General features: G+C 70.3%; 10 protein-coding genes, 1 tRNA gene and 1 rRNA gene. 1 reads left to right on the forward strand and 11 read right to left on the reverse strand.

What is annotated here, in order from left to right; translation table 11 throughout:
- Window positions 1-89: 89 nt before the first annotated feature.
- The 8 genes from IO40_RS0130845 to IO40_RS0130880 all read right to left on the reverse strand — a co-directional run bounded on the left by IO40_RS0130845 (window position 90) and on the right by IO40_RS0130880 (window position 14,308).
- Entirely contained in the window at window positions 90-470 is a 381-nt protein-coding gene (locus IO40_RS0130845; RefSeq protein ID WP_016470208.1) for a helix-turn-helix domain-containing protein, read from the reverse strand.
- A gap of 130 nt (window positions 471-600) precedes the next feature.
- On the reverse strand, window positions 601-1,188 hold the full coding sequence (locus IO40_RS0130850) for a CinA family protein (protein ID WP_030409342.1): 588 nt from the start codon (window positions 1,186-1,188) through the stop codon (window positions 601-603).
- Window positions 1,185-2,072, reverse strand: a complete 888-nt coding sequence (pgsA, locus tag IO40_RS34340) for a CDP-diacylglycerol--glycerol-3-phosphate 3-phosphatidyltransferase (RefSeq protein WP_016470206.1) — start codon at window positions 2,070-2,072, stop codon at window positions 1,185-1,187. Before pgsA ends, IO40_RS0130850 begins: the two co-directional genes overlap by 4 nt.
- Window positions 2,069-3,622 carry a 30S ribosomal protein S12 methylthiotransferase RimO gene (gene rimO, locus IO40_RS0130860; RefSeq protein ID WP_016470205.1) on the reverse strand — a complete coding sequence of 518 codons (1,554 nt, stop codon included), beginning with the start codon at window positions 3,620-3,622 and terminating at the stop codon, window positions 2,069-2,071. Before rimO ends, pgsA begins: the two co-directional genes overlap by 4 nt.
- A 215-nt stretch (window positions 3,623-3,837) precedes the next feature.
- The gene (locus IO40_RS0130865) at window positions 3,838-4,635 is read right to left on the reverse strand and encodes a helix-turn-helix domain-containing protein (protein WP_016470204.1); all 798 of its coding nucleotides are present in this window, start codon (window positions 4,633-4,635) and stop codon (window positions 3,838-3,840) included.
- Between the two features lie 301 nt (window positions 4,636-4,936).
- Window positions 4,937-7,663, reverse strand: a complete 2,727-nt coding sequence (locus tag IO40_RS0130870; RefSeq protein ID WP_016470203.1) for an FtsK/SpoIIIE family DNA translocase — start codon at window positions 7,661-7,663, stop codon at window positions 4,937-4,939.
- Window positions 7,664-7,740: 77 nt separating this feature from the next.
- Entirely contained in the window at window positions 7,741-8,436 is a 696-nt protein-coding gene (locus IO40_RS0130875) for a response regulator (protein ID WP_016470202.1), read from the reverse strand.
- Between the two features lie 247 nt (window positions 8,437-8,683).
- Window positions 8,684-14,308 (reverse strand): HAMP domain-containing protein, encoded by a 5,625-nt coding sequence (locus tag IO40_RS0130880; RefSeq protein ID WP_078659828.1) that lies wholly within the window; start codon window positions 14,306-14,308, stop codon window positions 8,684-8,686.
- Between the two features lie 448 nt (window positions 14,309-14,756).
- Between IO40_RS0130880 and IO40_RS0130885 the strand changes: the two genes are divergently transcribed.
- The gene (locus IO40_RS0130885; RefSeq protein WP_225843992.1) at window positions 14,757-17,390 is read left to right on the forward strand and encodes a SpoIIE family protein phosphatase; all 2,634 of its coding nucleotides are present in this window, start codon (window positions 14,757-14,759) and stop codon (window positions 17,388-17,390) included.
- A 126-nt stretch (window positions 17,391-17,516) separates the two neighbouring features.
- Here the strand turns inward: IO40_RS0130885 and IO40_RS0130890 are convergent.
- The 3 genes from IO40_RS0130890 to rrf form a co-directional block, all read right to left on the reverse strand.
- Window positions 17,517-17,589 (reverse strand) — tRNA-Thr (locus tag IO40_RS0130890).
- A gap of 92 nt (window positions 17,590-17,681) precedes the next feature.
- A complete protein-coding gene (locus IO40_RS0130895) occupies window positions 17,682-18,368 on the reverse strand; it encodes a DegT/DnrJ/EryC1/StrS family aminotransferase (RefSeq protein WP_016470199.1) in 687 nt (228 codons plus the stop codon).
- A gap of 97 nt (window positions 18,369-18,465) precedes the next feature.
- Window positions 18,466-18,538, reverse strand: a 5S ribosomal RNA gene (gene rrf / locus IO40_RS39980); the annotation flags it as partial.

Consider the following 18,538-nt stretch of genomic DNA (forward strand, 5'->3'; position numbering starts at 1 on the left):
CTGCACCATGATCGCCTGCTCCGTCCAGGGCATCCGGACACCCGCACGGCCGGGAACGTCCCGGCGGCCACAGAGGCGTCGGACGGCCGTCAGGCCGCGACGACGTCCACGGCTTCCGTGGGTGCCTTGATGGTGACGCGTTCCTCGGGCACGGAGGTGACCGAGGTGACGGACAGCGGGTTGAGCACCGGCCGCATGGGGGCGGGCACGGCGTCGCTCGCCGCGGACTCCGCCAGCTCCGCGAGTGCCAGCTCGTCGCTGACTTCCCGCATCAGCTCGGACATCCGCACGTCGAGTGCGTCACAGATGGACGAAAGCAGTTCGGACGAGGCTTCCTTCTGGCCGCGCTCGACCTCGGAGAGGTATCCGAGCGAGACCCTGGCGGACGAAGAGACTTCGCGCAGGGTTCGACCCTGGCGTTGGCGCTGCCGACGCAGCACGTCACCCAACAGGCGACGGAGCAGAATCATCGGTGCTCCTCCCTCTCAACGCGCGGCGTCTTCCACAGCCTGTGTCGGGGCGGCCAGTTGGCCCCGGTTCCTTCAGGCTCCACCGTACCGCCTTGACAGGCAGCCGTGCGGGGAGCGATGTCGTGTTCACTCAGGGCTGCAAACATCCATTCCCCCCGGTCTGTTCCCTATCCTGCCCTCCGGCATTTTCGATCAGTTTCTTGTAGAGCAGCTCCAGGGCTCCTCGAACACTCTCCGTACGAATACCGGCACGCACACGTTCCCCGGCTTCCTCACCGGTGTCACCGGCCCGATCGCCGCCCCGGCCTCCGTCGAGCCGGAGCAGTTCCGCCGCGGCCTCGCCGTCGGGGCCCGCGACGGCCACGTACACGGTGCCGACAGGTTGTCCGTCCTGCGGCTGGGGGCCGGCCACTCCGGTCGTCGACAGGCCCCAGTGCGCGCCCAGTGCGGTGCGGACGCCTCGCGCCATCTGGCGCGCGACCTCGGCGTCGACAGCGCCCCGCTCCTCAAGGAGTGCCCCGTCCACCCCGAGAACATCCCTCTTGAGTGCCGTCGCATATGCCGTCACCGAGCCGAGGAACGACCGTGAGGCTCCGGGGACGGCAGTGATCTCCGCGGCGACCAGCCCGCCTGTCAGCGATTCCGCGACGGCGAGTGTCTGGCCCCGTTCGGTGAGCAGCGCGAGCACACCACCGGCTCGCGATGCGACGTCGGTCACGCCCGTCCGTCCTCCTCCCGCTCCGTCGTGGGCCGGTCACGCCCGGCCACGGACACGTCCTGAGTGGCCCGTACCCGTTCCGCGGGCGGATCCTGCTCGCCATCCTGCCGCTCCCGGCGGCCGTCCGCCTGCGGATCCGGATGGTCGCCGACCGGTGCGCCGCCCGGAACAGGGCCGCCGGCGGGCTCGCCGGAAGCCGTTCCGGCCACCGTGCCCGCGGCGGCAGCCGCCTCCGTCTCGGCCGCCGCCTCCGCCGCCGCGGCGAGCCCGGCCCGGCGCAGGACGACGGCCTGCCGTACGTAGTCGAGACCGGTCACGACGGTGAGTACGACAGCGACCGCCATCACCCACCAGCGGGCGGTCGCCAGCGGTCCGGTCAGCGCCAGGACATACATGCCCACGGCGACGCCCTGTGCGAGGGTCTTCATCTTGCCGCCGCGGCTGGCCGGAATCACCCCGTGCCGGATCACCCAGAACCGCATCAGCGTGATGCCCAGCTCGCGGAAGAGGATCACACCGGTGACCCACCAGGGCAGGTCGGAGAGGGCCGACAGACAGATGAGGGCGGCGCCCATGATCGCCTTGTCGGCTATCGGGTCGGCGATCTTGCCGAAGTCGGTGACGAGATTGTGCCGCCGGGCCAGCTCACCGTCGAACAGGTCCGTGATCATGGCAATGGTGAACGCGGCCCACGCGAAGGAGCGCCAGGCCGGGTCGTGCCCGCCGTCGGCCACCATCAGCAGCACGAAGCCCGGCACCAGCAGCAGCCGGACCATGGTGAGGACGTTGGCGATGTTCCACAGGCTCACTGGTCGCACGGCGCTCGCCGCCTTCGGCTTCGGGACGGTGCCGTGCCTCGCGGCGGAGGCCGGGGCTCCCGTCATCTGGCCGCCTCCTCACTGACCGTGCCCGGCCCGGCGGGGGCCTCCGCCTCCGTCAGCGGCTCGGCGATCAGGTCCACGCCTTCGGCGGCGACCACTCTGGCGTCGACCATCCGGCCCACCGCCGGTTCTCTGTGGCCGTCGGCGCTCCGGCCGGACGCCACCAGACGCACCTGTCCGTCGGTCTCGGGGGCCTGGTGCGCTCCGCGCCCCAGGAAACCTTCCTCCTCGTCCACAGCTTCGACCAGTACCCGCACGGTCTCCCCCACACGCTCCTCGGCACGCTGGGCGGTCAGCTCCTCGGCGAGCCGTGTGAGGTGTGCCAGGCGTCCGGCCACTTCCTCGGCGGGCACCTTGTCCGCGTACCCGGCGGCTTCGGTGCCTTCCTCGTCCGAGTACCCGAACACGCCGATCGCATCCAGCCGTGCTCCGGTCAGGAAGCGTTCCAGCTCGGCCAGGTCCTCCTCGGTCTCGCCGGGGAAGCCGACGATGAAGTTGGAGCGCACACCGGCCAGGGGCGCGCGGCTTCTGATCTCGTCGAGCAGCCCGAGGAACCGGTCGGTGTCCCCGAAGCGCCGCATGGCGCGCAGCACACCGGGCGCGGAGTGCTGGAAGGAAAGGTCGAAGTAGGGGGCGACATTCTCGGTGCCGGTGAGGACGTCGATCAGTCCGGGCCGCATCTCGGCGGGCTGGAGGTAGCTGACCCGTACCCGTTCGATGCCGTCGACGGCGGCCAGCTCGGGAAGCAGCGACTCCAGCAGCCGGATGTCGCCCAGGTCCTTGCCGTAGGAGGTGTTGTTCTCCGAGACGAGCATGATCTCCCGGACGCCCTGCTCGGCCAGCCACCGCGTCTCGTTCAGCACGTCGGAGGGGCGGCGGGAGACGAACGAGCCGCGGAAGGAGGGGATGGCGCAGAAGGTGCAGCGCCGGTCGCAGCCGGAGGCGAGCTTGACGGAGGCCACCGGGCTGCTGCCCAGCCTGCGCCGCAAGGGGGCGCGCGGGCCGGAGGCGGGCGCCAGCCCCTCCGGCAGGTCCGCGGGCGCGGACGCTGCCGCCTCCGCGCCTTCCGCCGCCCCGTGGCCGGGCAGCGCCACGGAGGCGCCCTGCCGCTCGACGGGGCTCACGGGCAGCAGCTTGCGCCGGTCCCGGGGGATGTGCGGGGCGTGCACGCCGCCGCCGAGGATCGTGCGCAGCCGGTCGGAGATCTGCGCGTAGTCGTCGAAACCGAGGACGCCGTCGGCTTCGGGCAGTGCGTCGGCCAGTTCCTTGCCGTACCGCTCGGCCATGCAGCCGACGGCGACCACCGCCTGGGTGCGGCCCTCGCCCCGCTGTGCCGCGCTCTTGAGGTCGTTGGCCTCCAGCAGCGCGTCCACGGAGTCCTTCTTGGCGGCCTCGACGAACCCGCAGGTGTTGACGACGGCGACATCGGCGTCGGCGGCGTCCTGGACGAGGTCCCAGCCATCCGCCGCCAGGCGGCCTGCGAGCTCCTCCGAGTCCACCTCGTTACGTGCGCAGCCGAGAGTGACAAGGGCGACGGTACGGCGTTCGGGCATGCGCTCAGCCTACTTCGTCCCGCACGGGGCCCCCGCCGCCAGGTTCTGCCCGCGCAGCTCACCGGCCCGGGCAACGCCGGACGCCCGCACGGGACGCGCGATACGGCGGCGCCGTGACGCCCCGCGGGCCGCACGCAACGGGCCCGGCAGGAGCCGCTCCGTACGGAAAAAGCCGGAGGAAAAGCCGGGCCCCGGCGGGCGCCGGCCGGCAGCCGTCAGCCGGCCTCCGGATCACCGCGGGTGTAGCTGAGCCGCTGCACCTGGCCGACCTCGCCCGCGTGCTTGACCTCCTTGCCGTTGACGAACAACTTGACCCCGCCCGCGTTGCCGAGTACAAGGTCGAGCCGTTTGTCGTCGGTCAGCGTCTTGGACTGGCCCTCCTTGAGCACCCCTTCGTGCACCAGCTTGCCGTTGTGGTCCTTGGCGGACACCCAGCTGTTGCCCTTCTCGGCCGTCATCCGCACCGTCACCTTGTCGGCGGGTGCTCCCGCGATGGCGCTCTCGGACGGCTTGGGGTCGCTGCTCTGGGACGAGGAGGGCTTGGTGCTCGGGGACGGGGACTCGGCGGCCGGGTCCCCCGCCGCCGCCTGCTTGTCGGAGCCGCCACCACCGCTCACAAGGGTGAAACCGACGAAGCCGATCACCGCGACGATGGCCGCGACCATGGCGGCCGTCCAGTTCGGCCGACGCGGCTCGGGGCGGATACGTTCGGCCTCGAAGAGGGCGGCGGGCGCGGTCGGCTCGGGGCGCCCGCCGTGCTCCGCGTCGTACTGCTCCACCAGCGCGTCCGCATCGAGCCCGACAGCGCGCGCCAGCATCCGGATGTGTCCGCGGGCGTACACGTCGCCACCGCACCGGGAGAAATCGTCCTGCTCGATCGCCTGCACGATGGGGACTCGCACCCGAGTGGAGGTACTGATCTCCTCCACGGTCAACCGTGCGTCGATACGGGCCTGTCGGAGGGCTCGACCGACCGAAGGCCGGTCCTGGTCGGGTGAGTTGCCGATGGACACGTGGGCGCCTTTCGAGCGTGTAGCCACCTGCTGGAGGTTCAGTCTAGGGGCGGGGCAAAAGGGTGGGGCAAGCGGGCGGAGCGAGTTTGTACGCCATCCGCAGGGCCTGCATACGGCCTGCTTACGGCGCGGCTGCGGCGGGTGACACCTGCGCGGGACCGGTGGCGCGGGCGCCGTTGCCACCCCTTCCCTCAACTTGACGTACGAGCCGTGGAAACGGTTGCCTCGCTCGTCCTTTCGAGTGAGCCGCCGTCTCCAAGCCGGTATCCGGGTTCCCGGCCCGCCGCCGGATGATGCCCGGCTACGCCTCCCCGCCCCGGATGACGGCCAGCACCTCGTCCAGTTCCTCCGGCTTGACCAGCACGTCCCGGGCCTTCGAGCCCTCGCTGGGCCCGACCACCCCGCGCGACTCCATCAGGTCCATCAGCCGCCCCGCCTTGGCGAAACCCACCCGCAGCTTGCGCTGGAGCATCGAGGTGGAACCGAACTGTGTGTTCACGACCAGCTCCGCCGCCTGGCAGAGCAGATCCATGTCGTCGCCGATCTCCTCGTCGATCTCCTTCTTCTTGCCCTGCCCGACGGTGACGTCCTCCCGGAAGACGGGCGCCATCTGCGCCTTGCAGTGCTCGACGACCGCCTGGACCTCCCGTTCGTTGACGTAGGCGCCCTGCATCCGGACGGGCTTGCTGGCGCCCATCGGCAGGAAGAGCCCGTCGCCCTTGCCGATCAGCTTCTCGGCGCCGCCCTGGTCGAGGATGACCCGGCTGTCGGCCAGGGACGAGGTGGAGAACCCGAGCCGGGAGGGCACGTTCGCCTTGATGAGGCCGGTGACGACGTCCACCGACGGCCGCTGGGTGGCCAGCACCAGGTGGATGCCCGCAGCCCGCGCCAGCTGGGTGATGCGCACGATCGCGTCCTCCACGTCGCGCGGCGCCACCATCATCAGGTCCGCCAGCTCGTCCACGATCACCAGCAGATACGGGTACGGGGTCAGCTCCCGCTCGCTGCCCGCCGGGGCGGTCACCCGGCCGGCCCGTACCGCCTCGTTGAAGTCGTCGATGTGCCGGAAACCGAACGCGGCCAGGTCGTCGTAGCGCAGATCCATCTCGCGCACGACCCACTGGAGGGCCTCGGCGGCCTTCTTCGGGTTGGTGATGATCGGGGTGATCAGATGCGGGATGCCCTCGTAGGCGGTCAGCTCCACCCGCTTGGGGTCCACCAGCACCATCCGCACGTCGTCCGGGGTGGCCCGGACCATCACCGAGGTGATCAGGCAGTTGATGCAGGAGGACTTGCCGGAGCCGGTGGCGCCCGCGACCAGGATGTGCGGCATCTTCGCCAGGTTGGCCGAGACGTAACCGCCCTCGACGTCCTTGCCCAGGCCGACTATCAGCGGATGCGTCTCCCCCACGGCGTCGGCCGCGCGCAGCACATCGCCGAGATTGACCATCTCCCGGTCGCTGTTCGGGATCTCGATACCGACGGCGGACTTGCCGGGAATCGGGTTGATGATCCGCACATCCGGGCTGGCGACGGCGTACGCGATGTTCTTGGCCAGCGCGGTGATCTTCTCGACCTTCACACCGGGGCCCAGTTCGATCTCGTAGCGGGTCACCGTCGGGCCGCGGGTGAAGCCGGTGACGGCTGCGTCCACCTTGAACTCGGTGAACACGGTCGTCAGGGACTCCACCACCTGGTCGTTGGCGGCGCTGCGGGACCGGCCCGGCCCGCCCCGCTCCAGCAGGTCCAGGGAAGGCAGCGCGTAGGTGATGTCCCCGGCGAGCTGGAGCTGTTCGGCGCGGGGCGGCAGATCGGCGGGCTCGGGCGGCGCCGGCGCCTTGGTCAGGTCGGGCACCGGGGTCCGCTCGGTGACCTCGTCGGCGTCGTCCCGGCGGGCCTCGGGCACCGCGGGCTCCGCGGCGGTACGGCGCCCCTTGCCCCGCGCCTTGGACACGGAACTGGTCAGGTCGGCGACCACCGGGGAGGGCTGGATGCCGTTGACGACCGCACCGTCCAGCGAGGCCGCCGCCGCGGCGGCCAGATCGACGGCGTCCAGGGTCCGTTCCGGCTCCCCCGCGCTCGCGTCGCCGTCCTGTCCGCGCTTCCCCTTGCGTGCGGTGCGGCGCCGGTCGAGTGCCTCCTTCTCGGCGAGCGCCGGGTCGAGGTTCTCCTTGCGCATGCTGTGCGCCCGCCGTGCGGGGCGCACCGGCTCCTCGTCCTCGACGTCGTAGTCGTAGCCGGCCACCGGCTGGACGATCCCCAGCCGCACCCCGGCCGCACGCAGCCGCTGCGGAATCGCGTTGACGGGCGTTGCCGTCACCACGAGCAGCCCGAAGACGGTCACCAGCACCAGCAGCGCGACCGCCAGCATCTCCCCCAGGGTGAAGACCAGCGGCCGGGAGACACCCCAGCCGATCAGGCCCCCCGCGTCCCGCAGCGCGTCGTCTCCCGCATCCCTGCCGGGTGCCCCGCACCCGATGTGGACCAGGCCCAGCACCCCGATCAGCAGCGCCGAAAGACCGATGACGATACGGCCGTTGGCCTCCGGCTTCTCCGGATGGCGGAACAGCCGTACGGCGATGGCCGCCAGCAGTATCGGCACCAGCAGGTCCAGCCTGCCGAACGCGCCGGTCACCAGCATCTCCACCAGATCGCCGACCGGCCCCTGGAGGTTGGACCAGGTGCCCGCCGCGACGATCAGCGCCAGGCCGAGCAGCAGCAGTGCCAGACCGTCCTTGCGGTGTGCCGGGTCGAGCGCCTTGCCGCTGCGTCCTATACCCCGGAAGACCCCGGCCACGGCGTGGGCCAGCCCCAGCCAGCACGCTTTGAGCACCCTGAGGAGACCGTTGGAGGAGCCCCCCTTGCCCTTGGCCCGGGCGGCTGCGGGCTTCTTCGCGGGCGCCTTCTTGGCGGGGGCCCTCTTGGCCGGCGCCTTCTTCGCCGCCGCCGGCTTCGCGGCTTTCGGGGCAGGCTTTTTCGCGGGCGCTTTCTTGGCTGCCTTTCCTGTTCCCGACGCGCGTGAGGCCATGGGTGTGAGGTTACCTGGGCCGGACACGCGAGGCACGGATGCCCACCGGGGCCGTGCGTGCTCTGCGCGGCCCGGCGTCAGTTCTGGGACGGGACGTGTGTGGGATCGCCGCCGGCGCCCGGCTCCAGGGCGTCAAGTGCCCGACGGAGCCCCGCCAGTTTGCGTTCCAGATGCGCGGCCGTGGCGGCTGTCGCCGCGTCAGCCGACTCGCCCAGCTGCTTGGTGAGGGCCTCGGCCTGCTCCTCGACGGCCGCCAGCCGTGCGGACAGCTCGACCAGCAGGCCCGGGGCCTCGCCGCCGTCCTCCGCCGGCTCGGGCCGCTGCCGCCCACTGCCGTTGCCCTCCAGCTGGAGCCGCAGCAGGGACGCCTGCTCACGCAGCTGCACGTTCTTCATGTAGAGGTCGACGAAGACCGACACCTTGGCCCGCAGCACCCACGGGTCGAACGGCTTGGAGATGTAGTCGACCGCGCCCGCCGCGTAGCCGCGGAAGGTGTGGTGCGGGCCGTGGTTGATGGCCGTCAGGAAGATGATCGGAATGTCCCTGGTGCGCTCGCGGCGCTTGATATGCGCGGCCGTCTCGAAGCCGTCCATGCCCGGCATCTGGACATCCAGCAGAATGACCGCGAAATCGTCGGTCAGCAGCGCCTTGAGCGCTTCCTCCCCTGACGATGCCCGTACCAGCGTCTGATCGAGCGCGGAGAGAATGGCCTCCAGCGCCAGCAGATTCTCCGGCCGGTCATCGACCAGGAGGATCTTGGCCTTCTGCACCATGGCCCGTCCTCCTCGCCCCGGCAGCCTTTCGGACGCCGCCCCTGGGAGCGGCCCTCTGTCGCCGCCGCCCGTCCTTGTGCCGGTCATGGTAGCCGCACCCTGCGGCCCACCACACCCTGTCACCGTGATGTCACTGTGCACGTAGCAGAAACGCCCCAGGGGACCAAAAGGTTCCCGGTTTACCGCGTTTCCACACTCCTGTGACCACACTGAGTCAGCATGTGGCCCCAGCGACACGGTGTCACATTCACCCGCCGTTGATCCACCGCCTCATGACGGACAGCAGATGATCGGTGTCGACCGGTTTGGTGACATAGTCCGACGCACCCGACTCGATGCTCTTCTCCCGGTCGCCCTTCATCGCCTTCGCGGTCAGCGCGATGATCGGCAGCCCGGCGAACTGCGGCATCTTGCGGATCGCCGCCGTCGTGGCGTAGCCGTCCATCTCCGGCATCATGATGTCCATCAGCACCACGGCCGCGTCGTCGTGCTGTTCGAGCACCTCGATGCCCTCCCGGCCGTTCTCCGCGTAGAGCACCTGCAGCCCGTGCTGTTCCAGCACGCTGGTCAGCGCGAACACGTTACGGATGTCGTCGTCGACGATCAGCACCTTGCGGCCGGCCAGGTCGGCCCCGCCGCCCTGCGCCGCCGACGGCGCCGGGTGACCCTCGGCGTCCTGTGCGGGCTGCTGCGGCCCGACCTCGCCGCCTGCCCCGGCCGGCTCCGCGGAGCCGCCCTGCGCCTCCGCAGAGGGCCCCCAGGACGCCGGCGCGGCCCCGTTCTCCGGCTGCGGCACCGACGGCCGCGCCTCCGGCGGCAGTTCGGGCTGTGCCCGCCCGGTACCGCCCCGCATGCGCTGCCGGTCCGCCAGGGTGTGCGCGGCCTCCTCCGGGGTCTGCTGCGGGGTCTGCTGCGGGCCGGGTGCCGCCCCCTCGGACAGCGGACCGGCCTCCGCACCGCCGCTCTCGCGCTCGGCGGTGCCCGCCTGGAGCTGGGGCAGGGCCGGGGTACCGCTCGACGGCAGCTGCGCGTAGCCCTGCGGCGGCAGCTCGGTGGGGTGCAGCGGCAGGTAAAGCGTGAAGGTCGAGCCGCGGCCCGGTTCGCTGACGGCGTGGATCTCGCCGCCCAGCAGCCGCGCGATCTCCCGGCTGATGGACAGCCCCAGACCCGTACCGCCGTACTTGCGCGACGTCGTCCCGTCGGCCTGCTTGAACGCCTCGAAGATGACGCGCATCTTGCTCTGCGCGATACCGATGCCGGTGTCCGTCACCGAGAACGCGATCATCTCCGCGTCCGGCTCGCGCAGGGACCCGTTCTCCAGCATCTGCTCGCGGATCGCCTCGGGGACGTCGTCGCGCGCCGAACGGATGACCAGTTCCACGGCGCCGCTGTCGGTGAATTTCACCGCGTTCGACAGCAGATTGCGCAGCACCTGCAGCAGCCGCTGCTCGTCGGTGTGGAGCGTGGCGGGCAGCTCCGGCGAGACGCTCACCGAGAAGTCCAGGCCCTTCTCCACCGTCAGCGGCCGGAAAGTGGCCTCCACGTAGTCCACCAGTTGCACCAGCGCGATCCGGGTCGGGCTGACGTCCATCTTGCCCGCCTCGACCTTCGACAGGTCCAGGATGTCGTTGATCAGCTGGAGCAGATCCGACCCGGCACCGTGGATCGTCTCGGCGAACTCCACCTGCTTGGGCGTCAGATTGTTCTCCGCGTTGTCGGCCAGCAACTTGGCCAGAATCAACAGCGAGTTGAGCGGAGTGCGCAACTCGTGCGACATGTTGGCCAGGAACTCCGACTTGTAGCGCATCGAGACCGAAAGCTGCTCGGCGCGCTCCTCCAGGACCTGCCGCGCCTCCTCGATCTCACGGTTCTTGATCTCGATGTCGCTGTTGGTCTGGGCGAGCTGCTCCGCCTTCTCCTCCAGCGCCGCGTTGGACTCCTGGAGCGCCTTCTGCCGGTTCTCCAGCTCGGCGGAACGCTCCTTGAGCTGCGCCGTCAGCTCCTGCGACTGCTCCAGCAGCCGCTCGGTGCGCATACTGACGCTGATCGTGTTGACGCTGGTCGCGATCATTTCCGCGATCTGGTTGAGGAAGTCCTTCTGGATCTGCGCGAACGGCTGGAAGGACGCCAGCTCGATCACGCCGAGCACCGTGCCCTCGAAGATGACTGGCAGCACCATCACGTGCGCGGGCGGCGCCTCACCGAGCCCCGAAGAAATCTTCAGATAGTTCTTGGGCGTGCCCATCTCGATGGGACGCTTCTCCTTCGCGGCCGTGCCCACCAGGGCCTCGCCCGGCAGGAAGGAGGTCGGCATGCTGCCGGCGCAGTAGCCGTAACTGCCCAGCATGCGCAGCTCGTAGGAGCCGTCCTCACCCGGCCCGGCCCCGACGCCGACCGCGCCTTCGGGCGTGCCCTGCGGCAGCGCCACGAAGAAGGCACCGTGCTGCGCGGAGACCACCGGCGTCAGCTCGCTCATGATGAGCCCCGCGACATCCCGCAGGTCACGGCGGCCCTGCATCAGCCCGGAGATACGGGCCAGATTGCCCTTGAGCCAGTCCTGCTCCTGGTTGGCCTGCGTGGTGTCCCGCAGGTTGACGATCATCGTGTTGATGTAGCCCTGGAGTTCCAGGATCTCGCCCGCGGCGTCCACGTCGATGCGCACGTTGTGGTCGCCGCGCGTCACCGCGGTGGCCACATCCGCGATCGCCCGCACCTGACGGGTGAGATTGTCCGCCATCTCGTTGACGGAGTCGGTCAGGTCCTTCCACGTCCCCGCGACACCGGGCACCCGGGCCTGCCCGCCCAGCTGGCCCTCCGTACCCACCTCACGGGCGACCTGGGTGACCTGCTCGGCGAAGGTGGACAGCTGGTCGACCATCGTGTTGATGGTCGTCTTGAGCTGGAGGATCTCCCCGTTCGCCTCGATGTCGATCTTCTTGGTGAGATCACCCTTGGCGATGGCCGTCGTCACCATGGCGATCTGCCGCACCTGCCCGGTGAGGTTGGAGGCCATGGAGTTCACCGACTCCGTCAGGTCCTTCCAGGTGCCGGCCACCCCCTGCACCCGGGCCTGGCCGCCCAGCACACCGTCGGTGCCCACCTCGCGGGCCACCCTGGTCACCTGCTCCGCGAACGACGAGAGCGTCGTGACCATCGTGTTGACCGTGTCCGCGAGCTGTGCGACCTCGCCGCTGGCCTCGACCGTGACCTTCTTCGTCAGATCGCCGCCCGCGACCGCGGTGGCCACCTGGGAGATGTTCCGCACCTGATTGGTCAGGTTGTTGGCCATGATGTTGACGTTGTCGGTCAGGTCCTTCCAGATACCCGACACGTCCCGCACCCGGGCCTGGCCGCCCAGGATGCCCTCGGTGCCCACCTCGCGGGCCACCCGTGTGACCTGCTCGGCGAACGACGAGAGGGTGTCCACCATGGTGTTGACGGTCGTCACCAGGGCGAGCACCTCGCCCTTGGCGTCCACCGTGATCTTCTTGGACAGGTCGCCCTGGGCGACGGCCGTGGTGACCTCGGCGATGTTGCGCACCTGGCTGGTGAGGTTGTTCGCCATGAAGTTCACCGACTGGGTGAGGTCCTTCCAGGTGCCCGAGACACCCTTGACCTCCGCCTGGCCGCCGAGAATGCCCTCCGTGCCGACCTCCCTGGCCACTCTCGTGACCTCTTCGGCGAACGACGAGAGCTGGTCGACCATCGTGTTCAGCGTCGTCTTCAGCTCGAGAATCTCGCCCCGCGCGTCCACGTCGATCTTCTGCGACAGATCACCGCGCGCCACCGCGGTGGCCACCTGCGAGATGTTGCGCACCTGGGTCGTCAGATTCCCGGCCATGCCGTTCACCGAGTCCGTCAGGTCCCGCCACACACCCGCGACACCCGGCACCTGGGCCTGACCTCCCAGCCTGCCCTCGGTGCCGACCTCCCGCGCCACCCGGGTCACCTGGTCGGCGAAGGCCGACAGCTGATCGACCATCGTGTTGATGGTGTTCTTCAGCTCCAGGATCTCGCCCCGTGCGTCGACCTCGATCTTCTGCGACAGGTCACCACGGGCCACCGCCGTCGTCACCTGGGCGATCTGCCGCACCTGGGAGGTGAGGTTGTTCGCCATGAAGTTGACGGAGTTCGTCAGGTCCTTCCAGGTGCCCGAAACCCCGTCCACGCGCGCCTGACCGCCCAGCCGGCCCTCGGTGCCCACGTCCCGGGCCATCCTGGTGACCTGCTCGGCGAACGAGGAGAGCTGGTCCACCATCGTGTTGACGGTGTTCTTCAGCTCCTGCATCTCACCGGACACATCCACGGTGACCTTCTGCGACAGGTCACCGTTGGCCACAGCCGTCGTCACCTGAGCGATGTTGCGCACCTGGCCCGTCAGGTTGCGGAACGCGGTGTTGACCGAGTCCGTCAGGTCCTTCCAGGTGCCCGCCGCGCCGGGAACGGCCGCCTGACCGCCCAGCACGCCCTCGACGCCGACCTCCCGCGCCACCCGCGTCACCTCGGCACCGAAGGCGGACAGCTGGTCGACCATCGTGTTGACCGTGTTCTTGAGCTCCAGCATCTCGCCCGCGACGTCCACGGTGACCTTCTGCGACAGGTCGCCGTTGGCCACAGCCGTCGTCACCTGAGCGATGTCCCGCACCTGAGCGGTCAGATTGCGGAACGCGGTGTTGACCGAATCCGTCAGGTCCTTCCAGATGCCGGCCGCGCCGGGAACGGCCGCCTGACCGCCCAGCACGCCGTCGGTGCCCACCTCGCTGGCCGCCCGCGTCACCTCGTCCGCGAGCGTCCGCAGCGTGTCCGTCATCGCGTTGATCGTCTCGGCGAGCTGAGCGACCTCGCCCCGGGCGTTCACCGTGATCTTCTGCGACAGGTCGCCGTTCGCGACCGCCGTCGTCACCTGGGCGATCTCACGCACCTGAGAGGTGAGATTGCCCGCCATCAGGTTGACGGAATCAGTCAGGTCCTTCCACACACCGCCGACACCGGGCACCCGCGCCTGGCCGCCCAGCTCACCCTCGACGCCGACCTCACGCGCCACCCGGTTGACCTCGGACTGGAACGAGGAGAGCTGGTCCACCATCGTGTTGACGGTGTTCTTCAGCTCCAGCATCTCGCCCTCGACATGCACGGTCACCTTGCGTGACAGATCACCCTTGGCGACCGCCGTGGTCACCAGCGCGATGTCCCGCACCTGCGCCGTCAGCCGCGACGCCATGGTGTTGACCGTGTCCGTCAGGTCCTTCCACGAGCCGGACATGTTCCGCACCCGCGCGTGACCGCCGAGCTTGCCCTCGGTGCCCACCTCACGGGCGACCCGCGTCACCTCGTCCGTGAACGCCGACAGCTGGTCCACCAGACCGTTGACCGTACGGCCGACCCGCAGGAACTCCCCCCGCAGCGGATGCCCGCCGCCCTCCGAGCCGCGCGAGCGCAGATCCATGCGCTGCTCCAGATCGCCGTCGGCGACCGCCGTCAGCACCCTGCCGACCTCGGAGACGGGCCACACCAGATCGTCCACCAGCGCGTTCGCCGCGTCGATCGCCGACGCCCAGGAACCCTCACAGGTGCCCGTCTGGAGCCGCTCTGTGAGTTTCCCCTCACGTCCCACCACCCGGCGCACCCGGGACAGCTCCCCGGTCAGATGCAGATTCTGGTCGGCGACCTCGTTGAAAACAGCGGCGATCTCGGCCATCGGGCCCTCACCGGTGACGGTGAGCCGCCGCCGGAAATTCCCGTCCCGCATCGCCGTCAACGCGGCCAGCAGCTTGTTGACGGCGGCGGCGTCCACTTCGATCGTCCCGCTCCTCCGGGACCGTCCGCCCTTCGCGCGCGTGTTGCCGCTACGCGCGGTTGCGCCAGACTCCACTGCCCCTCCTGCGGTTCGACCTAGCTGCCCGGGCCCTGTACTCCGAGCCTTCCCAGTGTTTCACCCTGCCCGAACCCGGCGATAACAGTTCGGCAGCATGGCATACCGCACTCCGGTGCGGGGCCCCCGGGGAAAACACCCACATCCGGCAGCCACGCCTCACGGATACGTAAGTAACCTGGCACCCGGCTGTCCGTTCACCCCCATGCCGGCGGGTGCTCCGCCGGGTCCACTGGGTAGGGGACTCGCAGAGGGGCAGCGGTGTGAGTACGAAGGGCTACGGAGGGGCGCTGCGGTGACGCAAGAGCAGAGCGCCGAGCGTGGGGGCTCCCCCACCGAGGTCCCGCCGGGGGCCGGAAGCTCACGGGAAGGCCCGGGGGAAGACACGAGCACCATCGCGGCGCTGACCGCGCAGCGCACGCCAGTGCGCCTGGCCGACAGGACGTCCATGGGGAGACCAGTGATCACCGCGCGAGCCGCCGCCACCTTCGAACCGGTCGGCAGGTCGGTCGCCACCGCGCGCGGCTTCGTACGCGACACCCTCCAGGGCTGGGGCCTGGCCGACATCGTCGACGATGCCGTCGTCCTGACCAGCGAACTGGTCACCAACGCCGTGGTGCACGCCGGCACGGCCGCCGAGGTGCTGTGCCTGCGCGACGAGGACGGCGTCCGCATCGAGGTGATCGACCGCTACCCCGAACGCGAGCTGCCGCTCCAGGACACCCACCCGCAGCCCGCAGGCCCCGACCGCGAAGGAGGCCGCGGGCTGCTGCTGTGCTCGGCACTGGCCACCCGCTGGGGCGTCGACTACACCGCCGCCGACAAACGCGTCTGGTTCCGCCTCGACCTGCCCGAACGCCCGGTCGGCACCCGCACCGCCGGCCCCGCCCTGCCCGACACCGCACTGCCGGTGACCGACGCCAGGGTCCGGGTCGCCGTCATCCAGGTCGATCGCAGCGGAGCGATCAGCGCCTGGAACGAGGACGCCACCGAACTCTTCGACTACCCGGCCGAACAGGTCGTCGGCAAGCCCCTCACCGACTTCGCCGCCTGGCCCCACACCCCCGGCACCGGCACCGGCATCGCCGAGGCCCTGCGCCTGTCCCGCTGGGAAGGCTCCTACGGCATGCGCGGCTCCGACGGCCGCACCATCCCCGTCTACGCCTCCCACCTGCGCGTGAGGGACAGCGACGGCGAGCCCTCCACCGTCTGCCTGCTGGTGCGCGAGCACGAACGCGCCGTCCTCCAGTCCCCGCCCCGCGTCCACGGCCACGACAACACCGGCACCGCGGGCGACTCCCAGGAGCAGTCCTCCAGCGACCCCTTCGAGGTCTTCATCGGCTCCCCGGCCCCCGACGACCTGGACGGCCTCCTCCAGCGCACCGTGGAACGCGCCCGCGACATGCTCGACGGCGACGCCGCCTACCTGCTGCTGGCCACCGACGACGAGACCGAACTGGAGGTCCGCGCCTCCACCGGGCTGCCCTCCGCACGCCAGCGCTTCGCCCGCGTCCCCGTCGAGACCGGCAGCGGCCGGTACGGCTCGGCCAGGATGCCCTCCGTCCACGAGGACCTGACCGTCGTACCCGGCGCCGTGCCCCTCCTGGACGGCACCGGCATGCGCTCCGTGGTCACCGTCCCCCTCAAGGTGGAAGGCCGCCTGACCGGCTCCCTCGGCGTCGCCACCGAAGCCGCCGGCCGCTACACCAACGAGGAGGCACTGCGCCTCCAGTTCGCCGCCGACCGCATCGCCCTCGCCGTCGAACGAGCCCGCCTCACCGAACTGGAACGGCTCCGGCGCGGCTCCCTCTCCTTCCTCGTCGAGGCCTCCGACCTGCTCGCCGGCACACTGGACCGCGACCAGACCCTCGCCCTCATGGCGCAGATGACGGTCCCCACCCTCGCCACCTGGTGCGCCGTCTACACCGTCGCCGACCACGGCTCCGAGCCCCAGCTGTCGTACGTCCTGCACGAGGACGAGGACCGCATCGACAACCTCAAGGCCCTGCTGGTCAAGGTGCCGCCGCCCGAGCCCGTACCCACCCCCGGCGCCCGCGTGTGGACGGCCCCCTCCGAGGCGGCGCACTCCGCCGCCCTGCGCACCTCACTGCGCAACGTCGTCATGAACGGCGAGGACCACCACCTCTCCCCCGGCATCACCCTGGCCACCGCCGCCGCCGTCGGCGGGGAGACGGTCGTACTGCCGCTGGTGGCACGCAACCGCGTCATCGGCATGCTCACCCTCGGCAAACCCACCGACGAACGCTTCCGCCAGGAGATCCTGGAACTCGCCGAGGACCTCTCCCGCAGGGCCGCACTCGCCCTCGACAACGCACGCCTCTACTCCGAGCGCACCGCCATCAGCCAGTCCCTCCAGCGCAGCCTCCTGCCGCCCGACCTCCCCGAGATCGAAGGCGGCATCGAACGCGAGGTCATCTACCGCGCAGCGGGAGAGGGCAACGAGGTCGGCGGCGACTTCTACGACCTCTTCGAGATCGCCGACGGCACCTACGGCTTCGCCATCGGCGACGTGTGCGGCACGGGCCCCGAGGCTGCGGCCGTCACCGGTCTCGCCCGGCACGCCCTGCGCCTCCTCGCCCGCGAGGGCCTCAGCGGCCCCGCCGTACTGGAACGCCTCAACACGGCGATCCTCGACGAGGGCGCCCGCAGCCGCTTCCTCACGCTCCTCTACGGCGAGATGCGCCCCCAGGAGGACGGCAGCGCCGAGTTGAAGGTCGTGTGCGCCGGCCACCCCCTGCCCCTGCGGCTGCGCCAGGACGGCACCGTCGAGGCCGCTGCGGACCCCCAGCCCCTGCTCGGCGTCATGGAGGACCTCGAGCTGTACGAGCAGACCGTCGTCCTCGACCCGGGCGACGTCCTGCTGTGCGTGACGGACGGCGTCACCGAACGCCGCGAGGGCACCCGCATGCTGGGCGACGACGGCCTCGCCGACGTCCTGGCGACCTGCACAGGGCTGAACGCGGGTGCGGTCGCCGCCCGCATCATGCGGGCCGTGGAACGCTTCGCCAGCGACGCCCCGTCCGACGACATGGCCATCCTCGCGATGCGCGTCCCCGAATGATCCGGTGGGCCGGGCCCGGTGAGTACCGGCCCGGCCCACCGCTCCCGCTCTCCCCCACTCTTCTCACAACGGGGAAAGCAAAAGGCCCTCGTCCGGTGGACGAGGGCCTTTTCCTGCTTCTCGAAGAGCCCCAAAACGGAATCGAACCGTTGACCTTCTCCTTACCATGGAGACGCTCTGCCGACTGAGCTATTGGGGCGCGGCCAGCGGTAGAGATCTTACCTGATTCCCGGCGCCGGATCGAACTCGCGTCGGGCCCCATTGCCGGCCCCGCGGCACCGGCCCCTGTGGTCAGCTCGCGCGCTCCCGCAGCAACCCGCCCAGCCCGTTGCACGCCGACACGATGTGGTGCAGCTCCTTCTTGGTCGTGGCCGCGGACAACGGCAGGGACAGACATTCGTCCGCCGCCCGCTCGGATACCGGCAGCCGCACGGACGCACCGAATTCCGGCATGAGATGCGCCGGCGTCCGCACCGGCACGCCACACTCCACACCCCGCGCCCGCAACGCCCTGCGGAACGCGTCCCGGTCGGGCCGCCCGTTCCCCGGCACCCGCACCACGTACTCCGTGAAAGCGTGCTCCGCGCCCCGCTCCACGACCGGCGCCACCACACCCCGAAGGCGACGCCGCAGATAGCCGGCGTACTGCCGCCGTCGTACCGCGTCGAGCGCATCGGTACGCGGCATGCGCTCCCACTCGACGACGGCCACACCGTGCCGCTCCCCGAGGGCACACAGCGCGGCCATGTCCGCGCGGCGGCCGAAGAGATGAACCGCCACGACAGCCGCGGTCCGCGACGAGAACGCCTGGCTGACCCCGTCCGGGTCAAGGCAGTACGTGCCGGCGTCGATGTCCGCGAAGACGGGCCGTGCCCCCAGTTCCTGGACCGCTCGGGCGAGCTGAGCCCCACCGAAGGAGGGCACCACGACCTCGTCCCCGGCCCGGACACCCGCTGCGCTCAACTGTGTTGTCGCCATGGGGGAATCGTGTCCACCCCACATGAACTTCCGGTGACAGCACATAAAAAAGTCGTGGTCCCTGAACTGGTGTTCAGGGACCACGACTTCACAAAGAGTCCGGCGGCGTCCTACTCTCCCACACGCTCCCGCATGCAGTACCATCGGCGCTGTAAGGCTTAGCTTCCGGG

It is taken from the genome of Streptomyces albus subsp. albus (genome assembly GCF_000725885.1).
GTDB classification, from domain to species: Bacteria; Actinomycetota; Actinomycetes; order Streptomycetales; family Streptomycetaceae; genus Streptomyces; species Streptomyces albus.